This is a genomic window from Flavobacterium sp. 40-81, assembly GCF_001898245.1.
GTDB lineage: Bacteria > Bacteroidota > Bacteroidia > Flavobacteriales > Flavobacteriaceae > Flavobacterium > Flavobacterium inviolabile.
Genome location: NZ_MKTM01000041.1, coordinates 362,467 through 382,627 on the forward strand (window position 1 = coordinate 362,467; position 20,161 = coordinate 382,627).

A 20,161-nucleotide genomic window follows, 5' to 3' on the forward strand; every position below is an offset into this window, starting at 1 on the left:
TTAGTCACTATTTAAGATAAAAACAAAAAGATTTAATATCATTTTATTTAATAAACAATAATTAATTAATAAAGTTATGTTAATTTTTTTTCATTAATTTTGAAGACCCAAAAGCCCAATTATATGAAAAAAACTACATTAATAATTTTATTATTATTAGTATTAACTACTGTATTTGCCCAAACCGAACCCAATCTTAAAAAAGCACAGAATTATTTAAACACTAAAGGAGAAGTAATCTTCACTTTTAAAGCTGCCAATCAGCAACAATTTAAAAAATTAGCCGGCTTTTTATCTATCAGCCACAAACGAGTAGACCCGCAGGACTTAAAAGTCGAGGCTTATGCCGACAAAGAAGCTTTTCAAAAATTCCTGAAATACAACATCCCTTTTGAAGTTAGTACGACTGATAACGAGATTCCTTCAGAAGAAAACAAAAGCGCCCTGGCTCCAAATGCGCAGTGGGACACCAGTTGGGATGCCTACCCTACTTACTCCCAGTATGTCGCTAAAATGCAATATTATGCCACCACCTATCCAAACCTTTGTAAACTGGAAAACATAGGCAGTACTCCAAATGGACGAAATCTATATATCTTAAAAATATCCGACAATTGCCAGAGCGATGAAGCAGAACCGGAATTTTTCTATTCTTCTTCTATGCACGGGGATGAAATAACCGGCTTCCCTTTAATGATGCGGCTTATTGATTATCTGGTTACCCGTTACGGAACCGATACCGAAGTAACGAATCTTGTCAACACAACAGAGATCTATATCAGTCCGCTGTCCAATCCTGACGGCTCCTTTAAAACCGCCGGTAATGACGTAATGAACTCTGCCGGTAATGCTGCAACCCGTGCCAATGCAAACGGCAGGGATTTAAACCGTAATTACCCCGATCCGGTAAACGGACTGCATTCGGACACCTTTGCCTACCAGCCGGAAACATTAGCTTTTTTAGCTTTTGAAAAAACGAGAAATTTTGTATTGGCCGCCAACTTTCACGGTGGTGTAGAAGTCGTTAACTATCCGTGGGATGCTTATTCTTCGCCCAATCACCTGCATCCGCATGACAATCACTTTAAGTTTATTGCCAAAAACTATGCACAGTCCTGCCAGACGGCAAGCAACAACAACGGCTATATGGACGATGTATTTGCCAGTCAGTTTCCGGGAACCACAAACGGTTCTCTCTGGTACACCGTTAGCGGCGGAAGACAGGATTACAACAACTACTTTATGCACAATAAAGAAGTGACCATTGAAATTTCGACAACAAAATTCCCGGCTTCTTCCGAACTTCCGAATTACTGGAATTACAATAAGCAAGCCTTTTTAGACTATATCAAACAGGCCAATTACGGTTTGCAGGGAAAAGTTACCGATGCTTCCGGAAACCCGATAAGCGCAAAAGTATACATCAGCAACTACGATTTAAAAGGCGCCTGGGTAAAAACCGGCACCTTACATGGCGATTACTACAAACTATTGATCGCCGGAAGCTACAATGTTATTTTTGAAGCGCCGGGCTATACATCGCAGACAATAGCGGTAACCGTAACCAATAACAACACCACGGTTTTAAATGTACAGATGGTGGCTGTAACGGCAGAACCCGCCATAAACAATGCAACGATCTGTAAAGGAAAAACTGCCAGTCTTACCACTGCCGACAGCGGAACCATCAGATGGTATGACACCGCAAACAGCACTACCGCTTTAGCTACCGGAAGTTCTTATACCACACCTGTATTAAACGCTTCAAGATCCTACTTTGCAGAAAGAGAAATACCTTTGGCAAACATCGGCCCTGCCAGTGCCACCGGAACCGCTACCGCAAAAGCTACCGTTGCAAACAAATACCTGACTTTTGACTGTACCAAACCTACAAAACTAAAATCGGTTGCGATTAAAACCAGTGCTACCGGAGAAATCATGGTAGAATTACAGGATAGTTCCGGAGCAATGCTGGAATCCAAAATGATCCGTATAACGGCAACCGGAGAGCAGGACATAGACCTGGATTTTTTCCTTCCGGCACAAAACAACCTTCGCTTGATTTCAAGAGAAATTAACGGTTACAATCTTACTGTTGCCACCAGCGGAATTACCTACCCGATGTCTAACGGAACCGTTTCGATAAAAAGCAACAGCGGAACCGGTACCTTTTTTCAGTTCTTTAACTGGAAATTTGCCCCGGCAAAAAGTGCCCGGAAAGAAGTACAGGTTATTGTAAAACCCGATCCGGCCATCACCACTCTTACTCCAGACACCGCTCTTGAAGGAGGTGCAAATTTTACACTGACCGTAAACGGAACAAATTTTGTAAACGGCGAATCGATCATCCAATGGAACGGTGTGAACAAAACAACGACTTTTATCAGCAATACCCAATTATCGGCTACAATCCTGGCGGCAGATATTGCAAACGACGGAACGGTTCCGGTAACTGTTTTGAACAACTGCAACAATTATGTATCACCGGTAACCAATTTCACGATTCAGGGAGTACCGTGTGCAACCACCACAACATGGAGTGGCAGCAGCTGGAATAACGGCGCTCCGAATAACGATGTTCATGCCGTTATCAACGGAAACTATACCTCATCGGCCAATCTGGAAGCCTGTTCTTTAACCATCAACGGAACCGCAACGGTTACCGTTCAGTCCGGGCATAACTTTATAATCACCAGAGCCGTTACGATTGCTTCGGGTGCCAATCTTGTTATTCAGAATAATGCCAATCTGGTACAGCTTGAAAACAGCACCAATACCGGAAATAGTAATGTTTACCGGAATAGTGCTCCGGCCATCCGTTTAGACTATACCAACTGGTCCTCACCGGTAGCGGCACAAAACCTGCTGGCTTTTTCACCACAAACGCTGACCAACCGTTTTTATGTTTACAATCCTTTAAACGGTTCTATCGGCGCTTACGAAACCATTAATCCGGCTACAAACCAGTTTACGGCAGCCAAAGGCTATCTGATACGCACACCAAACAACTGGAGTACAACTCCTGCGGTTTTCCCGGGACATTTCACCGGAGTGCTGAATAATGGTGCGATCAATATCAACGCCGTTAAAGGAACCACTACCGGCTACAATTTAATTGGTAACCCTTATCCGTCTACTATTAATGCTGTAGACTTTATCAATGCCAACATCAGCGGCACCGGAACAATTAACACGACTATTGACGGCAGTCTGTATTTCTGGACACATGCCACGCCGTCTAGTCCGACAACCGGTTTATACCCTTTAAACAACTATGCTAAATTCACAAAATTAGGCGGTACCGCTGCCCAAGCCGGCGGAGCCACACCAAACGGAATCATACAGGTCGGACAGGGCTTTATTGTGAATGCGGTAACCAACGGAACGGTTTCTTTCAGAAACAGCATGAGACTCATTAACAATGCCAATCAGTTCTTTAAAGTAAACAACCTGCCTGCCTTTACTGCAGACGAAACCATTGAAAAACACCGTATCTGGCTGAATTTAAGCGGCGATAACGACGCTTTCAGTCAAATCCTGATCGGGTACATGACCGGAGCAACCAACAATATTGACTATGGAATAGACGCCAAAGATTTCGGAACTGCCGGTGCTTCCTTATACAATGTTATTAACGATGAAGCCTATGCCATTCAGGGCCGTGCCGTGCCTTTTACCGAGAACGATATCGTTCCTTTAGGAATTAACGTTCCGGCAGCCGGAAATTACACGCTTTCCCTTGATCACTTTGACGGTATCTTCACGGACAATCAGGTCATTTTTATTAAAGACAACGTTTTAAATACTGTACACAATCTTAAAACCGGTAATTATACTTTCGCTGCAAACGAAGGGACATTCAACAACCGGTTTCAATTAATCTTTAAAAACAGCATCTTAGGCACTATAGATCCTGCTGCCGATAACGGAACAATCAGCATCAGCAAAACCGACGGTGTTCTTACGGTAAAATCGTCTAAAGAAAATTTAAAATCAGTTGCGGTTTATGACTTATTAGGAAGAGTCATTTACCAGGCTGACAATATTGACACACCGCTATTTACGGCCCATTTAATGACAAGCAAAGCCGTTTTATTAGTGAAAGTAATTACCCAGACCAATCAACCCATTTTTAAAAAAGTAATCTAGATTATTTGGCTCTTTCCACTAGGAGCCAAATAAAATTATTAACAATCCATCCTCTACAAAATGAAAAAAACTACTTACAACTATGAAAGCAACAATGACCACATTAGTAAAACACTTACTGATTGTAGGACTTAGTTTTCTTCCCAATTTTTTATCGGGACAGACCACACAATTACAGCAGGAAAACTTTGAATCAGCAAGTACCTGGACAGCTTCTGGCGCTACCTTTACCACAACCAATGCCTACAACGGCACTTACAAAGCTGTCATCCCGGTTAATGGAAGTTCCATTACCTCGCCTGTTATTAACACGACAGGCTACAACAAAATCGATGTTCGCTTCTTTGTGAAAAGCAACAATGCAAACGCCGGTGACAAAATAACGCTGCAATACAGGGATAATTCCCTTGCCTCATGGTCGGACGTCAGAGTTGTCGAAAAAGGAACCCCAAGCGGAATCTCCTATAGAGATATCAATGACAACACCAATTACCATGCGCTTGTCGGAACTATTTTTTCAACCAGCTCCACATTTGCCGCCACCTCGCAATTCCGTTTTGTAACCACATCAGGATCTTCTTCCCGGCAGTTTTACATTGACTACATCACGGTTAGCGGTACAAAAGACAATACCATTGCTACCGGACCCGGCGGCATTACCAGCAATCTGGAAATGTGGCTGAGAGCCGACCTGGTAGACGGGGTCACTATCGGTACCGACGGTGCAAACGTGAACATCTGGACCGACAAAGGAAAAGGTCACGATGCCAAAGTTATTGACGCCACTAACGCTGCCCTGACCGTAAAACCTGTCTACCGAAATAACGCCTCCAAAAATATCAACTTCAATCCGGTGGTTGAGTTTGGCAACACGCCTTCCGCATCGGCATCCAATTATACCTATTTATCGAACAAAGCCGAATTACAGGGAACATCCGGTTTTTACAGTAACGATCTCTTTATTGTAGTCATTAACGACAACCCGGCTTCCCTTGTATCCACTTCATCCAGTGTCGATTTATTCTGTTCCCAGTCCCCGGCTTCGACCACTTATGCCAAAGATGGTACCGGAATTGGTTTCGGACAGTATTCTATCCGTCTTGACAATGAAGTAGTAAGCTACTGTATTGGTACCACGCCGGATCCCGTAGATCCCGATGTTAATACAAGAGGATATGGTCTGGCCCAGGTAAACGGAACCTTTTCCGGCGTTAACATCATCAACAGCCGGCACAACAGCACCAATACCAAACAGGAATTACACAGCAATGCCCTGAGCATATCCAATACAGAAGTAGGTACGCCTGCCTGGGTTGCAGTACAAAACAAAAGATTCTGGCTGGGCAGAAGCCAGCTTTTTGATGGTAGTTTCGGCGGCAGGATTGCAGAAGTAATCTCCTATTCTGCCCGAAAAAATGACGCTACAGAACGCAACCGAATTGAATCCTATTTAGCCATTAAATACGGTATCACTTTAGGCACTAACGGTACCAGTCAAAACTATGTGAACTCTGCCGGTACGACAATATGGAACATCGCACCAACAGGATTCAATTATGACATTGCCGGAATCGGAAGAGACGATGCCGCTCAATTAAATCAGAAACAATCCAAAAGTATAAACTCCGGAGCGGTCATCACAATGGGACTCGGAGATATCTTTACGACCAACGCTGCAAACACCAATACTTTTGGCGCCGACAGAAGATGCCTTGTATGGGGCAGTAACGGACTTGCGATGACCAACAGCGGTTCTCCGGTAACCGTAAGTTTCGGTCCTTCAACCGTTACCACCTCAACGGATGTTACCAATAAAAAATGGAAGGTTGTGGAAACCGGCGGTGATGTTGCTACCGTTAAGGTTTCGCTGGCTACAACAGATCTGGCCAGTTTACCGGCTCTATCCGGAAACGATGCCTATGTAATGATCGTTGCCAGCGATGCGGCATTTACAACCGGCGTAGAAACCGTTTTCCTGAACACAAACGGAGCCAATCAGGAATGTTTTTACGATTTTGACGGTACAAAATATATTGCGTTTGGTGTAGCCCACGAAGTAATTGCGTCCAGACACATTACTATTGACGGCGTTGATGATGCCGTAAAAGTAAGCAACGCAAACGACCTTACTGGAGCTTTCAGTATCATGGTATGGGCAAGACCTACAGGAGCGAACACTGCGCTTTCCGACAAAACAATTGTTTCCAAACACAACGGAACAACCGGATATCGTCTGGTAATACAAAACGACAATAAAATCAGAATGGAGTGGAACGGAAATTCTTTGGTTTCCAACACCACTTTACCGAATAACGAATGGCACAATATTGCCGCAATTTATAATTCCGGGACGCTGTCCTTATACATTGACGGTGTTTTAGACAAATCCGGAAGCATAACGGCACCAACGGCTACAACAAGCATCTTTACCATCGGTGCCGAATACAGAAGTAAAAGCAGTACCGTAAATGTGTTTAAAGGAGACATAGACGAACTGCGTTTCTGGAACAGAGCCATTACTTTAGCCGAGCTGCGCTTTATCATGAATCAGGAGATCAATAACTCCGGAGCCAATACGATTGGTAAAATTATGCCATCTACGGTTACCAAAAACGACATCAGCGCACTAACATGGGCGAGCCTGACCGCTTATTATTCGATGAATACCTACATTGGCACCCATATTAATGACGATTCTGTAAACAACAACAGAGGAAGTCTGGTTACTCCGGATAAAACCGGTGTCAATACCCAGACAGCACCAATGCCTTATGACAGTGCTGCCAATGGTCTTTGGTCGGATACCGCAACATGGACTAACGGAACCACCTTTGCCTTACCGTCGGCATTGTCGATAATAGACAACAGCACGACCATTGACTGGAACATTGTGAGAACCTCACACACCATTACTTCCAATGGTAACAAAACGCTGTTAGGGTTCTTTGTAAACGCCAATACCGTTAATGCTGCCAACGATTCCAAAATAGAGGTCAGTCACTTTTTAAGGCTAAACGGAAAAATTGACTTACAGGGCAAATCCCAATTGGTACAAACCTATAATTCTGATCTTGACCCTACCAGTTCCGGTTCTATTGAACGCGATCAGCAAGGACAGAAAAGCATTTACAACTACAACTACTGGTCGTCACCCGTTGGCGCGATCAACAGCACGACCAACAACAATAATTATACGGTAAATGGTGTTTTAAGAGACGGAACAAACACCGCAACACCAGTTGCCATAAACTGGGTAAACGGTATGGACGGTTCCACAGGAACGCCAATTAACCTGGCAAGACGCTGGATTTATAAATTCCAGAACCTTTCTGACCTTTATGCAAACTGGACACAAATATTCGAAACCGGAATATTGGCACCTTCAAACGGATTTACCATGAAAGGCAGCGGAACGGCTACTGCAACGCAAAACTATGTGTTTGTCGGAAAACCATACAACGGCAGAATAAACGGCACCGTTTCGCCCAACAATATTAATTTAAGCGGAAACCCTTATGCCTCAGCTTTAGATGCCCAACAGTTCATTACCGATAATGCTGCTGTTATTAACGGATCGATTTACTTCTGGGAACACTATCCTACGAACAACACCCATGTATTGCTTCAGTATCAGGGCGGTTATGCCACCCGGAACTTTTCTGGCGGAACACCGCCGGTAGCGCCGTTTGGCATCAGCGGATTAGGATCCAGCGCAAGGGTTCCGAACCGTTATATCCCGGTTGGGCAGGGCTTCTTTATACAGGCAAATGCTACCGGAGGAACTATTGTGTTCGACAACAACCAAAGAACCTTTGTTAAAGAAGATGCCCCAACATCGAACATCATGTTTAAAAACGCTTCCGGCGCCAATACCCAGATGTCGGCTTCAGATCATTTTAACGACAATACGAATGACAGTACTACCGCCGAAGACACATTTGCCAGAATACGTCTGGGCTTTACTTCCCACAATGGTAATCACAGACAGTTATTGCTTGCCTTTATGGAAGAACATGCAACAGATGGATGGGATTACGGTTACGACGGCATTGTTCTTGACGACGATTTAGTACAGGATATGTTATTCCTTCTGGACGATAAAAAATTAGTTATCCAGGGTGTCGGTTACTTCAATGCGAGCGCTATTTACCCGTTATTGGTCAGAACCGATGTTGCCGGTGAAGTAAAATTCATGATCGATGAACTGGAAAACTTTAACCCGAATCAGCCTATCTATATTTATGACAACGTTACAAATGGATACCATGATATCCGAAATGCTCCTTTTGCTCTTGAAATTCCGGCAGGAGAAAACACAAGCCGTTTTTCATTACGTTTTGAAAAACAAAAACTTGCCGTTACAGAATTTGACTGGAGCGCGGTTAAGATGACTTACCTTCAGGGGAACAACCAGATTAAGATCAATAACGAGCTTACAGATGGCACCCGTATCGAAAAAGTAATGCTTTACAATATAACAGGACAGCTGCTTGGCACGTGGAAAACAGACAACATGGACCAGCAGGAAATCCTGCTGCCGGTTCGCAATGTAAGCACCGGTACCTATATTATAAAAGCTGACACAAACAAAGGTTCGCTCAGCCAGAAAACAATCATCAGATAATAAAAACAGCAGCCCCGTTTTGGGGCTGTTGTCATTTTTAGATTTTAATTCTGCTTTAAAAAAAGTAACTTTGTCTTTCTATATATTTTTATCCGCATGAAAGCCTGTTTTTTATTCCTTCTTTGTTTTTGCTGTATATCCCTTTCACACGCACAACTTCAAGCCATTACCGATCAAGCCGATTATCCGTTCTACATTCACCTTCCGGAACAGGAAGTACTGGACAATAAAGCCCCGGTTATTCTCTTTTTGCATGGCAGAAGTTTATCCGGTACCAATCTGGAAAGAGTGAAACGATACGGCGTACTGAAAGCAATAGAAAACGGGAAAAAGATTCCGGCCATCGTTGTTGCCCCGCAGCTGCCTTCCGGTCCCTGGAATCCGGATAAAGTATTGAACGTACTCGAATATGTACAGCAGCATTACAATACTGATTTGTCCCGCGTTTATGTATGCGGTATGAGTCTGGGCGGTTACGGAACCATGCATTTTGCCGGAAAATATGCCGATAAGATCACGGCAGCTGTAGCGATATGCGGCGGCGGAAATGTAAATGATGCCTGCAAACTGGCAACGATCCCGCTTTGGATCCAGCATGGCAACAAGGATTTTATCGTACCGATTTCGGAGTCGAAAAAAATTGTAAAAGCAATCAAAGCCTGCAAACCGGATGCCGATGTAACCTTTACCGTTATCCCCGGAGGCAATCACAGCAATGTGGAGAACATCTTCCGAAAAGACGAAGTCTACGACTGGATGCTGAAACAGGTCAAAAAATAATATCAAACAAAAAAGGCTATCTCACGATAGCCTTTTTTTAGTATTGTAATATTGTTTTCAGTTCTTCCAGACTTACTTTTTGCTGTTCGCCTGAACCCAGGTTTTTCAAAGCAAACTGGTTGCTTTCAATTTCCTCGGCACCTACAATCACAGCATACGGAATGCCTCTTTTATCGGCATGTTGAAACTGCTTTCCGATTTTTGCATTACTAGGGTATAATTCCACTTTTATACCGGCTTTGCGCAATTGCATAATCGCTTTCATCGAATATAATGCTTCTGCATCGCCAAAGTTCAGGAATAAGGCTTTAGAAGTAGCGGTAACCGTTTCCGGGAACAGGTTCAATTCTTCCAGTACCAGGTAAATACGATCCAGTCCGAAAGAGATTCCCACGCCACTCATATTTTTCAATCCGAAAATTCCGGTCAGGTCATCATAACGACCGCCACCGCCAATGGAACCCATCGCAACGGTTTTCGGGGCAGCCACTTCAAAAATAGCTCCCGTATAATAGTTTAGTCCTCTTGCCAGTGTTACATCCAGGTCCAGGATTGCTTTATCCAGACCTAATGCCGCTACGTTATCACAAATAAACGTCAGCTCTTCCACTCCTTTCATACCTTCTTCCGAAGAAGCCAATAAGGCTGCCAGTTTGGTTATTTTCTCCGAAATCGAACCGGTGAAATTAAATAACGGCTGTACTTTTGCAATCGCTTCCTCCGAAATGCCTTTACCGGACATTTCTTTCTTTACTCCGTCTTCCCCAATTTTGTCCAGTTTATCCAAAGCCACCGTAAAATCAATAAGCTTGTCTTTGGCACCGATCACTTCAGCAATACCGGACAGGATTTTCCGGTTGTTGATTTTTATTGTCACCCCTTCCAGTCCCAAAGCCGAAAACACACTGTCATACAACTGTACCAGCTCCACTTCCTGCCATAATGAGGTAGAACCAACCACATCGGCATCACACTGATAAAACTCTCTGAAACGGCCTTTCTGCGGCTTGTCTGCTCTCCATACCGGCTGGATCTGGTAGCGTTTAAACGGGAATTCTATTTCATTCTGGTGTTGCACCACATAACGGGCAAAAGGAACCGTTAAATCATAACGCAGGGCTTTTTCCGAGATTTGTGCGGTAAGTTTCAAACTGTCTTTCGCCTCTAAAAAAGCCTCATTTGCTTTGGCTAAAAAATCGCCCGAATTCAAAATTTTAAAAATCAGCCGGTCCCCTTCTTCGCCATATTTCCCCATTAAGGTTTCGGAATTTTCAAAAGACGGTGTTTCAATAGGCTGAAAGCCGAATTTTTCGAAATTCGATTTGATGATCGAAAAAATATAATTACGCTTTGCCACCTCAATTGGTGAAAAATCACGGGTCCCTTTCGGTATACTTGGTTTTTGTGCCATTTTTAGAATTGAAAATTTAATTTAAACTGTCCAGCTACATCTGAAAAAGCGTCGTTCTTTTTCACTACACTGCAAATATCTTACTTTTTAAAATTATCTTCATCCATTTTCAATAAAATACTGTGATAATTTATTCAGGAAGCAGTTCCCTGTTTTACAACTCCCTTTCCCGCTTTTAATATTCTTCCTACTTTTCCAAAAAAATATGTAACAAAAGCTGTACTTTAGTGACAAATTAGCATTATGCTTGGACTATTCAGAGAAAATACTAAAATTGCTTTAGACGCAATTAAAAGTCAGTTACTTCGTACGATATTAACCGTAATGATCATAGCCATCGGGATTACCGCACTTGTTGGAATACTTACCGTGGTTTCGGCATTGGAAAACACCATTGCGAAAGATTTCGCATCCATGGGTGCCAATACCTTTTCCATCAGTCAGTATGATTTATCCTCACAGATCAACAACCAGAATTCCAACCAGAAAATCAATCCGATTATCAGCTATCCGGAAGCCCGTGCTTTTCAGGAAAAATACAAATATCCTTTATCGACTTCTTCCCTTTCGTTTACCGCCACCACCAAGGCCGAAGTAAAATATGAAGCGCAAAAAACCGACCCGGAAATAAGCATCGTAGGTGTTGATGAGAACTTCCTGCCTAACAAAGGACTGGAAACCACAAGAGGACGTAACTTTACCGGATTTGACATTAAAAACAATAATTATGTCTGCATTTTAGGATCCGATTTCGAAAAAGGACTTTTTAAAGATATCAATGCCATAGACAAAACCATATCCATTCGCGGGGCCAAATTTAAAGTAATCGGGATCCTGAAAGAAAAGGGATCCACTTTTGGCAACAGCCAGGATTTACGGGTATTGATTCCGAATCAGATTGCCCGTTCCATCTTTTCGGCTCCCAACATCAACTACGATTTAAGTGTGATGATCGGGCAGAAAGAAATGATCAACCAGGCGGTTGATGATGCCATTATTACCATGCGAAAAATTAAAAAACTCAATCCGGTAGAAAAGAATAACTTCGGGATTGAGCGCAGTGACGATCTGATAAACACCTTACTTTCCAACACCCAGTTTTTAGGCTATATCGCCTGGGCTGTCGGGGTAATTACCATTTTTGGTTCCTCAATCGCCCTGATGAATATCATGTTGGTTTCCGTTACCGAAAGAACCCGTGAAATTGGCGTGCGAAAATCATTAGGAGCCAAAAGAAGTACCATTGCCTGGCAATTTTTTACCGAAACCCTGGTAATCGGTCAGTTGGGCGGATTAGTCGGTATTATCCTCGGAATTTTGGTTGGTTTCGGAATATCCGCTGCGATTAAATTCAGCTTTGTGATTCCGTGGCAGGCTATTTTTGCCGCCTTTGCCACGACTTTCCTTGTAGCTATTGTTTCCGGATTGTACCCGGCCATCAAAGCATCCAAACTGGATCCGGTAGAAGCTTTACGGTACGAATAATCCGTTTACAGTATTGCTTTTGTCATGCGGTCATTGCCGTAAATATCCTTACGCAGTTCTCCGTTTTTAAAATGGTATTCCTTTAGCAATGCCAGCATTTCCGGCCCGAGATACTGATTGATCTCGAAATACAGCTGCCCGCTTTTTACCAAATGCTGCGCGGCTAATTCCGTGATTTTGCGGTAAAAAAGCAACGGGTCATGGTCTTCAACAAACAAGGCTAAATGCGGTTCAAATTCCAATACGTTTTTGTTTATTTCCTCTTTTTCCAGGTTTCTCACATAGGGCGGATTGGACACGATAATATCAAACTGTTCCGGCAACATACTGGTTTCAAGAATGTTTTTGTGTAAAAACACCACGTTTGCCTGGTTTTGCCTTGCATTCCGTCTGGCTACTTCCAGTGCTTTTTCGGAAACATCGATTGCAAATACCCGGGCCTGCGGCAGCTTTTTAGCCAGCGAAACGGCAATACAGCCACTGCCTGTTCCGATATCCAATATTTTAAGCGGCTGCTCTTTGGGCAATTCCGAAACGGATTGCAGAATCCACTCCACCAGTTCTTCCGTTTCCGGACGCGGGATTAAAACATTTTCATTCACATAAAAAGGCAGTCCGAAAAATTCGGTTTCCTCAAAAATATACTGAATCGGTTTTTCCGCTTTCAGCTGATGCAGCACTGTTTCCCATTGCAGCAGCTGCATGGCATCCAGTTCAAAATCGGCTTTCAGCACCATATCCACCCGTTTCATCTGGTGAAAAGCGTCTAAAATGATATAGAAAAAGCTTTCGATCTCTTTTTCATCATAAAGAGCCGATAGTTCTTCTTTAAAATAATTGCGATAGTCTTTGATTAGCATCTTATAAATCTTTAAGCATCCATACCGGACAGGAGTTATGACCGGTATCTCCCAACGGAGCCTCCAGATACCGGAATCCGGACTTTACATATAATTTCCGGGCAGCCGTCATGTTTGGAAGTGTTTCCAGATAACATTGTTTAAAGCCGAAAGCTTTTGCCTGTTCCAGGCACTTCCCGATCATTTTTGTTCCCAGCCCCAAACCTCTGGACACGGGTAAAAAATACATTTTTTGCAGCTCACAAATCGTGGCCGCTCCATTTTCCAATGGCGCAATTCCGGCACCGCCAATAATCTCCCCGTCTTTGACAACCAGGAAATAAGCCGACTGCGGAGTCGCATACGTTTCAAACATCCTGTCCAGGGAAGCATCGGCATAAGCCGTGCCTACTTTAGGCACTTCATGCTCCACTAATACTGTTCGTATTAAGGCTGCGACCGCCTCATTGTCATTTTTTTGAATTTCCCGTATCTCGATTGTATCCATTTTTAAGGAATAGTTTATTTTTGCAGCTTCCGGACAACAGGAATACTGTTCGATTTGTTCAAAATCAGGACGAATGTAAGCAGCTTCCCTGACAGTTCATAAACATTTAGAATAATTTTACAAATTTAATACGATACGCTTTTGAACACCCATGAATTTTACATGAACCGCTGTGTTGAATTGGCTAAAAACGGTTTGGGCACAACATACACCAACCCTTTGGTGGGCAGTGCTATCGTATATAATAATGAAATTATCGGAGAAGGGTGGCACCGGAAAGCCGGCGAACCGCATGCCGAAGTGAATGCGGTAAACTCCGTTAAGGACAAATCCCTTCTATCCAAAGCTACTATTTATGTGAGTCTGGAACCCTGTAGTCATTTTGGCAAAACACCTCCCTGCTGTGATCTGATCATTCAGCATAAAATCCCCAACGTTGTCATCGGCACCATTGATCCGTTTGCCAAAGTTGCCGGAAACGGCATCAAAAAACTGATCGAAGCCGGTAAAAATGTTACCGTTGGCATACTGGAGGACGCCTGTAACGAGCTCAACAAACGTTTTTTTACATTCCACCAGAAAAAGCGCCCGTATATCATCCTGAAATGGGCAGAAAGCAGTGACGGTTTTATTGCGCCGGAAACCAGAGCGGAGCAAAAACCGGTATGGATCTCCAATGTATATTCCCGCCAGCTGGTTCACAAATGGCGCAGTGAGGAACAGGCTATTTTAGTGGGAACCCAAACCGTTATTGACGACAATCCCAAACTGGATGTAAGGGACTGGACCGGTACAAATCCTGTGCGCATCGTGCTGGATAAATCCGGAAGGATTCCGGAAGATTATTTTGTAAAGGACGGCAGTGTAAAAACCATAATCATCACGGAAAATCAAAATTTAAAAAATTCTACATCAGTTTTTTTCGAAAATTGTATCTTTGATAATACGCTCCCTTTTTCAATTGTATCGATTTTACAGCAATACGATATTCAATCCTTACTTATTGAAGGAGGAAAGCAAACGCTGCAAACCTTTATCGACGCAGGATTATGGGATGAAGCACGGGTTTTTAAAGGCGCTGTAACACTGCAAAGCGGCACAGCAGCACCGTTTATAACCGGTACATTACAAGAGAAACAGACGATACTAAACGACGAACTTCTAATTTTCACACACAATGATTGATACTATCATATTCGATTTTGGCAATGTTTTTATTAATCTGGCAGAAGAAGCCCCTTTTGAACACATGCGAAAATTAGGACTGGTTTGCTGGAACGAAGATTTAGACAATCTGAACAAAAGATATGAAAAGGGAAAAATCAAAGAAGCTGATTTTTTCAACGGTCTTCATAAATACATCCCGAACAAAGATTTAAAAGAGATCCGCGATGCCTGGAATGCCATACTGCTGGATTTCCCGCTTTACCGTCTGGAGTTTTTACAGCGTTTATCGTCGCAGTACCGTTTATTCCTGTTGAGCAATACCGATGCTACCCATATTGAAAAATTTGAAAGCAAAGTGGGCGAAACATTCAGCCGCGAGTTTTACCAATGCTTTGAAAAGGTGTATTTTTCGTTCGAAATAGGCCTTAGAAAACCCGATCCGGAAATCTTCAACTACATCATCAAGAAACACGAGTTATCCCCTAAAAGAACCCTTTTTGTGGACGACAACAAGCACAATACCGAAGTGGCCGCCAACCTGGGATTAAATATCTGGAACCTGCAGGTGGGTAAAGAAGATGTTGTAGATTTGCTGGATAAAAAATGGTAATTAACAGCATTGGAAAAAGACACATACAAAACCTTAGCCATTCCGTCCGAAGAAATCCTCTACAAAGAAAAAAACAGTAAATTTTTCGGCTATGCCTTTCCTATAGCAACAGAAGAGGATGTCAAACCGATTCTGGAAGATCTCCGGAAGCAGCATCATGCCGCGCGGCACTGGTGTTATGCCTTTCAGACCGGAACCGAGAAAGTATACTTCCGTGCCAACGACGACGGCGAACCCAATAACTCGGCAGGAATGCCCATTTACGGTCAGATACAGTCGTTTGACGTAACAAACGTACTCATAGTAGTCGTACGGTATTTCGGTGGCGTAAAACTCGGCGTAGGCGGTTTAATATCCGCTTACAAAACAGCTGCCCAGATGGCGCTGGAAGTTTCCGAAATAACCGAAAAGACAATCGACATTCATTACCTCATTCGTTTTGATTATAAAAACATGAACAAAGTGATGCGGGTTATCAAAGAAAAAAATCTGGACATTATCGCCCAGAAAATGGAAATGAGTTGTGAGATTGAAATCGCTACGCGCAAAAAAAATGCCGAAATGATTTTCGACATTTTTTCCAATCTTTATGAAGTAACTATTCTTGAAAAAGAGTAATTTTCAATGTTGCTTTTTAGCTTTCAACAAACGCCGTTAACTTTTCGGTAACATACGCCGGAGGCAAAGTCGGCTTTCCGGTTTTCATGTCTACAAACACCAGAATGGAGTTCCCCGTTGTTAATAACTCACCTGCTTCATTGTAGATTTCATAGTCAAATTCTATCTTAACAGAGGTCTGACTTTTGAATATTGTTTTCACCGTTAGCAGGTCGTCATAAAGTGCCGGTTTTTTGTAACTCATGCTCAAAGAAACCACCGGAAGCATAATTCCGTTTTCTTCCATCCATTTATAAGAAAGCCCAAGGTTTCTAAGCCATTCCACACGTCCCATCTCAAAATACTGTGCATAATTTCCGTGATAAACCACTCCCATCTGGTCTGTTTCGGCGTATCGGACACGAACCTGAAATTGATAATCTCTCATATTAATTTTTTGTTAATTTATTTTAAAAACATTTTTAAATGTACTTACAATATTTTTTTCATAAAATCAATACACGTTATATTTTTTTTTGAAAAAAATTGTCCACATATTTGTCTTCCCAATTTCAATGAAAGTATCTGACTTACTTTTTGAATTCAACTTTTTAAAAAAACATTAATTATGCCCGAATATATGAATAAAACTGCGCAATCGGTATGGGAAAACTGTCTGTCATTCATAAAAGACAATATTCAGGATCAAGCATATAAAACTTGGTTTGAACCTATCAAAGCTGTTGAGCTTACTGATAACGCATTATATATTCAGGTACCTAGTAAGTTTTTTTACGAATGGCTGGAAGAACATTATGTAAAATTGCTCAAAGTTGCCTTAACAAAAGAACTTGGAGCGAGCGCAAAGTTACTTTATAAAATTAAAATGGAAAACACTTATGGCAATAAACTACCATTCACGGAGCAGCTGCCAAGTGTTAGTCGTCCGCCGGTAAAACCACAGGAAGTTGACGTACCGATTCAGAATAAAAATCCGGAGTTAAAAAATCCGTTTATCATACCGGGAATCCGCAATGTAAAAATCGAATCCCAGTTAAATGCCAATTACAGTTTCGACAATTTCCTGGAAGGGGAATCCAACCGTCTGGCCCGTTCTGCCGGTATGGCTGTTGCCAACAAACCGGGCGGAACTTCTTTTAATCCGTTATTGCTTTTTGGCGGTGTCGGATTGGGAAAAACCCACCTGGCACATGCTATTGGTGTGGAGATCAAAGAGAAGCATCCGGAGAAAACCGTACTGTATATTTCGGCAGAGGTTTTCACACAACAATATATCGATTCGGTTAAAAAGAATACCCGTAACGACTTCATTCACTTCTATCAGTTAATTGATGTACTGATCATTGATGACGTGCAGTTCCTTTCCGGAAAAGCCGGAACACAGGATGTATTCTTCCATATCTTTAATTATTTGCACCAAAACGGAAAACAGGTTATCCTTACTTCCGACAAAGCACCTGTGGACATGCAGGATATTGAACAACGCTTACTTTCCCGTTTTAAATGGGGATTGTCTGCCGAAATTCAACAGCCGGATTATGAAACCAGAACCGCTATCTTAAAAAATATTTTATACCGCGACGGTGTGGAAATGCCGGACGAGATTGTAGAATATGTAGCCAAGAACATCAAAACCAATGTCCGTGAACTGGAAGGTGCCATCATTTCATTGATCGCACAATCTTCTTTCAACAAACGGGAAGTAACTACCGAATTAGCCAAACAAGTCGTTGAGAAATTTGTTAAGAATGTAAAACGCGAAGTTTCTATTGATTATATTCAAAAAGTGGTTTCCGATTATTTCCAGTTGGACATCGAAACTTTGCAATCCAAAACCAGAAAGCGTGACGTGGTTCAGGCAAGACAGCTGGCAATGTTTTTCGCTAAAAAATTCACAAAAGCTTCTTTAGCCAATATCGGATCACAAATTGGCGACAGGGATCACGCAACCGTTTTACATGCCTGTAAGACTGTTGACAATCTTGTTTCTACCGATAAGCAATTCAAAAAATACGTAGACGATATCCACAAGAAGTTATCCTTATAACAGCATGCCTATAAAGATTTTAATGGTTTGTCTGGGGAACATCTGCCGCTCCCCGCTGGCTGAGGGAATTTTAAAAAGTAAACTTCCCCGGGAATCTTTTTTTGTAGATTCTGCCGGAACCGGAGGATGGCATGCCGGAGAACTTCCCGACAATCGTTCTATACTGACCGCAAAAAACAAAGGTATTGATATTACCGACCAGCGGGCCCGTCAATTTAAGTTATCCGATTTCCAGAACTTTGATTATATCTTCGCCATGGACAATTCCAACTTTAAAGACATTATCCGCCTGGCTCCTGACGACACTGCAAAATTAAAAGTCAAACTCATTTTAAATGAGCTTTATCCCGGTGAAAACATCGCCGTTCCCGATCCTTATTATGGCGAACAAAACGGTTTCGAACAAGTTTACAATTTACTGAACGATGCCTGCGATATTATTGCCGACAAATTAAAAAACCAGCACTTATGAAACCAACCGCTCTTTATGGCAAGTTATACCTGATACCAACAACTTTAGGAGAAATGAATCCCGAAGATGTGTTACCGCAAACCATAAAAAGAAGCATTGATTTCATTGATTATTATATCGTTGAAAATGAAAAAACCGCCCGCCGGTTTATCAAGAGCGTACATGCCGAAAAAAAACAGCCGGATTTAAAAATCTCCGTACTGAACAAACACACCGAAGCTTCCGAGCACAATGCCTTTATACAGCCGCTTTTAGAAGGTCAGAACATTGGTTTAATGAGTGAAGCCGGTTGTCCCGGTGTAGCCGACCCCGGTGCGGCCATTGTAAAAATCGCTCATGAAAAAGGCATTCAGGTTGTTCCTTTAGTAGGTCCATCATCCATTCTTTTAGCAATCATGGCTTCCGGAATGAACGGGCAGAGTTTTGCCTTTAACGGTTACCTTCCGATTGACAAATCGGAGAAAAAACAAGCCCTGAAAAATTTTGAAAAGCTGTCACACGATAAGAACCAGTCGCAATTATTTATTGAAACACCTTATCGCAACAACAAGCTGATGGAAGATTTGTTACAGATTCTGCAGCCCAGCACACATCTTTGCATTGCCTGCGATATTACCCTGCCTACAGAGTTTATCAAAACCAGAACAGTGAACGAGTGGAAAAAAAATAAGGTCGATTTACATAACCGACCTTGTATTTTTATTATTCATAAAATGAATTAATTCATCTTTACTTTTGCATCCGGATTGGCTACAATATTAGATGTATCGTATCCTCCAAATCGTTTCATATAACTTCGCAGTGAAGTTCCGAAACCGTCTGTAAATCCGTTTGCACCATTACTTCTCAAAAAGCTTTTTACAGATCCTGCACCACCCAAGTGTGCCGCAGCCAGAATTCCTGATTCTGTAATTTTCACGCCTTTGATCACTTTACCTTCGTAACGGTCAATCTCTTTTCGTAACTCCCATTTATTACGGGCCAGAAGCGCTTTAAAAGCTTTCTCCTGCATTTTAGGGTTTTTTAGAAACTCAGCAGCATTATAAATTCCAACCGTTCTCAGGGTGCTTTTCCCGAACTGGTATTTCCCCATATAACCAAAAGGGTTAACCAGGTCATACAGTCCTAATGACTCTTTCACAGCAATTGCCTGCTTGAAGCCTACATAAGATTTACCGGTAAAAGGGAAATTGAAAAATACTTTGCTTGTTTCTTCCTCTGTGGGAACTAAATACGTGATCACTTCATCATCCTCTACATGAAATCCTTCTAATTTTTCTACCTCGAAAGCTTTAAAACCAGAACTGATTAAGGTGATTAGGAGTATCAATCCTAAAAAGTAAGTCCATCTTTTTATCATACATTTTGATTTCTCAAGCGCTGTCACCGACATGAAATTTCCGTTTGCAAATATAAGACAAAAATTATAAACCTGAAAATCAGCATGTTAA

The 20,161-nt window shown here is 42.2% G+C and carries 15 protein-coding genes; 10 read left to right on the forward strand and 5 right to left on the reverse strand.

Annotated features, from left to right (window positions below):
• The first annotated feature begins 123 nt into the window (after positions 1-123).
• From BGO42_RS17370 to BGO42_RS17380, 3 genes are all read left to right on the forward strand, one after another.
• A complete protein-coding gene (locus BGO42_RS17370; protein WP_273243982.1) occupies positions 124-4,149 on the forward strand; it encodes a RemA C-terminal-like gliding motility protein in 4,026 nt (1,341 codons plus the stop codon).
• An 82-nt stretch (positions 4,150-4,231) separates the two neighbouring features.
• Complete coding sequence (locus BGO42_RS17375; RefSeq protein WP_273243983.1) at positions 4,232-8,773, forward strand: DUF8202 domain-containing protein; 4,542 nt, start codon at positions 4,232-4,234, stop codon at positions 8,771-8,773.
• Between the two features lie 96 nt (positions 8,774-8,869).
• The gene (locus BGO42_RS17380) at positions 8,870-9,553 is read left to right on the forward strand and encodes a carboxylesterase family protein (RefSeq protein ID WP_273243985.1); all 684 of its coding nucleotides are present in this window, start codon (positions 8,870-8,872) and stop codon (positions 9,551-9,553) included.
• A 37-nt stretch (positions 9,554-9,590) separates the two neighbouring features.
• Here the strand turns inward: BGO42_RS17380 and hisS are convergent, their stop codons facing one another.
• Positions 9,591-10,964, reverse strand: coding sequence for a histidine--tRNA ligase (hisS, locus tag BGO42_RS17385; protein ID WP_273243987.1), 1,374 nt, complete (start codon positions 10,962-10,964; stop codon positions 9,591-9,593).
• Positions 10,965-11,207: 243 nt separating this feature from the next.
• Here hisS and BGO42_RS17390 point away from each other — a divergent pair, with 243 nt between their 5' ends.
• Positions 11,208-12,449 (forward strand): ABC transporter permease, encoded by a 1,242-nt coding sequence (locus BGO42_RS17390; protein ID WP_177736065.1) that lies wholly within the window; start codon positions 11,208-11,210, stop codon positions 12,447-12,449.
• 5 nt (positions 12,450-12,454) lie between these two features.
• Here the strand turns inward: BGO42_RS17390 and prmC are convergent, their stop codons facing one another.
• Positions 12,455-13,309 (reverse strand): peptide chain release factor N(5)-glutamine methyltransferase, encoded by an 855-nt coding sequence (prmC, locus tag BGO42_RS17395; RefSeq protein WP_177736068.1) that lies wholly within the window; start codon positions 13,307-13,309, stop codon positions 12,455-12,457.
• Position 13,310: 1 nt separating this feature from the next.
• Positions 13,311-13,796 (reverse strand): GNAT family N-acetyltransferase, encoded by a 486-nt coding sequence (locus BGO42_RS17400; RefSeq protein WP_273243989.1) that lies wholly within the window; start codon positions 13,794-13,796, stop codon positions 13,311-13,313.
• 141 nt (positions 13,797-13,937) lie between these two features.
• Here BGO42_RS17400 and ribD point away from each other — a divergent pair, with 141 nt between their 5' ends.
• Genes ribD through BGO42_RS17415 form a run of 3 tightly spaced genes read left to right on the forward strand, consistent with a single transcriptional unit; the run spans position 13,938 to position 16,191 of the window.
• The gene (gene ribD / locus BGO42_RS17405) at positions 13,938-14,981 is read left to right on the forward strand and encodes a bifunctional diaminohydroxyphosphoribosylaminopyrimidine deaminase/5-amino-6-(5-phosphoribosylamino)uracil reductase RibD (protein WP_273243991.1); all 1,044 of its coding nucleotides are present in this window, start codon (positions 13,938-13,940) and stop codon (positions 14,979-14,981) included.
• Complete coding sequence (locus BGO42_RS17410) at positions 14,974-15,573, forward strand: HAD family hydrolase (RefSeq protein WP_177736078.1); 600 nt, start codon at positions 14,974-14,976, stop codon at positions 15,571-15,573. Before ribD ends, BGO42_RS17410 begins: the two co-directional genes overlap by 8 nt.
• Before the next feature lie 9 nt (positions 15,574-15,582).
• Positions 15,583-16,191: an IMPACT family protein gene (locus tag BGO42_RS17415; protein ID WP_273243993.1), complete on the forward strand. Its 609-nt coding sequence runs from the start codon at positions 15,583-15,585 to the stop codon at positions 16,189-16,191.
• 16 nt (positions 16,192-16,207) lie between these two features.
• On the opposite strand, the gene BGO42_RS17420 is transcribed toward BGO42_RS17415, so the two are convergent.
• Positions 16,208-16,618 (reverse strand): acyl-CoA thioesterase, encoded by a 411-nt coding sequence (locus tag BGO42_RS17420; RefSeq protein WP_177736084.1) that lies wholly within the window; start codon positions 16,616-16,618, stop codon positions 16,208-16,210.
• A 192-nt stretch (positions 16,619-16,810) separates the two neighbouring features.
• Here BGO42_RS17420 and dnaA point away from each other — a divergent pair, with 192 nt between their 5' ends.
• The 3 genes from dnaA to BGO42_RS17435 are packed head-to-tail and all read left to right on the forward strand — an operon-like array spanning position 16,811 to position 19,432.
• The gene (gene dnaA / locus BGO42_RS17425) at positions 16,811-18,238 is read left to right on the forward strand and encodes a chromosomal replication initiator protein DnaA (RefSeq protein ID WP_177729791.1); all 1,428 of its coding nucleotides are present in this window, start codon (positions 16,811-16,813) and stop codon (positions 18,236-18,238) included.
• Between the two features lie 4 nt (positions 18,239-18,242).
• The gene (locus tag BGO42_RS17430) at positions 18,243-18,710 is read left to right on the forward strand and encodes a low molecular weight protein-tyrosine-phosphatase (protein WP_177729793.1); all 468 of its coding nucleotides are present in this window, start codon (positions 18,243-18,245) and stop codon (positions 18,708-18,710) included.
• The gene (locus BGO42_RS17435) at positions 18,707-19,432 is read left to right on the forward strand and encodes an SAM-dependent methyltransferase (RefSeq protein WP_177729795.1); all 726 of its coding nucleotides are present in this window, start codon (positions 18,707-18,709) and stop codon (positions 19,430-19,432) included. The genes BGO42_RS17430 and BGO42_RS17435 overlap by 4 nt, the downstream gene beginning before the upstream one ends.
• On the opposite strand, the gene BGO42_RS17440 is transcribed toward BGO42_RS17435, so the two are convergent.
• A complete protein-coding gene (locus BGO42_RS17440) occupies positions 19,429-20,103 on the reverse strand; it encodes a peptidoglycan-binding protein LysM (RefSeq protein WP_286749596.1) in 675 nt (224 codons plus the stop codon). The two genes, BGO42_RS17435 and BGO42_RS17440, sit on opposite strands and share 4 nt — an antisense overlap.
• Between the last annotated feature and the right edge of the window lie 58 nt (positions 20,104-20,161).

Excerpts from the sequence above, each read along its gene's own strand:
- BGO42_RS17370 (WP_273243982.1), top strand. The coding sequence starts at position 124 with ATGAAAAAAACTACATTAATAATTTTATTATTATTAGTATTAACTACT.
- BGO42_RS17375 (WP_273243983.1), top strand. The coding sequence starts at position 4,232 with ATGAAAGCAACAATGACCACATTAGTAAAACACTTACTGATTGTAGGA.
- BGO42_RS17380 (WP_273243985.1), top strand. The coding sequence starts at position 8,870 with ATGAAAGCCTGTTTTTTATTCCTTCTTTGTTTTTGCTGTATATCCCTT.
- hisS (WP_273243987.1), bottom strand. The coding sequence starts at position 10,964 with ATGGCACAAAAACCAAGTATACCGAAAGGGACCCGTGATTTTTCACCA.
- BGO42_RS17390 (WP_177736065.1), top strand. The coding sequence starts at position 11,208 with ATGCTTGGACTATTCAGAGAAAATACTAAAATTGCTTTAGACGCAATT.
- prmC (WP_177736068.1), bottom strand. The coding sequence starts at position 13,309 with ATGCTAATCAAAGACTATCGCAATTATTTTAAAGAAGAACTATCGGCT.
- BGO42_RS17400 (WP_273243989.1), bottom strand. The coding sequence starts at position 13,796 with ATGGATACAATCGAGATACGGGAAATTCAAAAAAATGACAATGAGGCG.
- BGO42_RS17410 (WP_177736078.1), top strand. The coding sequence starts at position 14,974 with ATGATTGATACTATCATATTCGATTTTGGCAATGTTTTTATTAATCTG.
- BGO42_RS17420 (WP_177736084.1), bottom strand. The coding sequence starts at position 16,618 with ATGAGAGATTATCAATTTCAGGTTCGTGTCCGATACGCCGAAACAGAC.
- dnaA (WP_177729791.1), top strand. The coding sequence starts at position 16,811 with ATGAATAAAACTGCGCAATCGGTATGGGAAAACTGTCTGTCATTCATA.
- BGO42_RS17430 (WP_177729793.1), top strand. The coding sequence starts at position 18,243 with ATGCCTATAAAGATTTTAATGGTTTGTCTGGGGAACATCTGCCGCTCC.
- BGO42_RS17435 (WP_177729795.1), top strand. The coding sequence starts at position 18,707 with ATGAAACCAACCGCTCTTTATGGCAAGTTATACCTGATACCAACAACT.
- BGO42_RS17440 (WP_286749596.1), bottom strand. The coding sequence starts at position 20,103 with ATGTCGGTGACAGCGCTTGAGAAATCAAAATGTATGATAAAAAGATGG.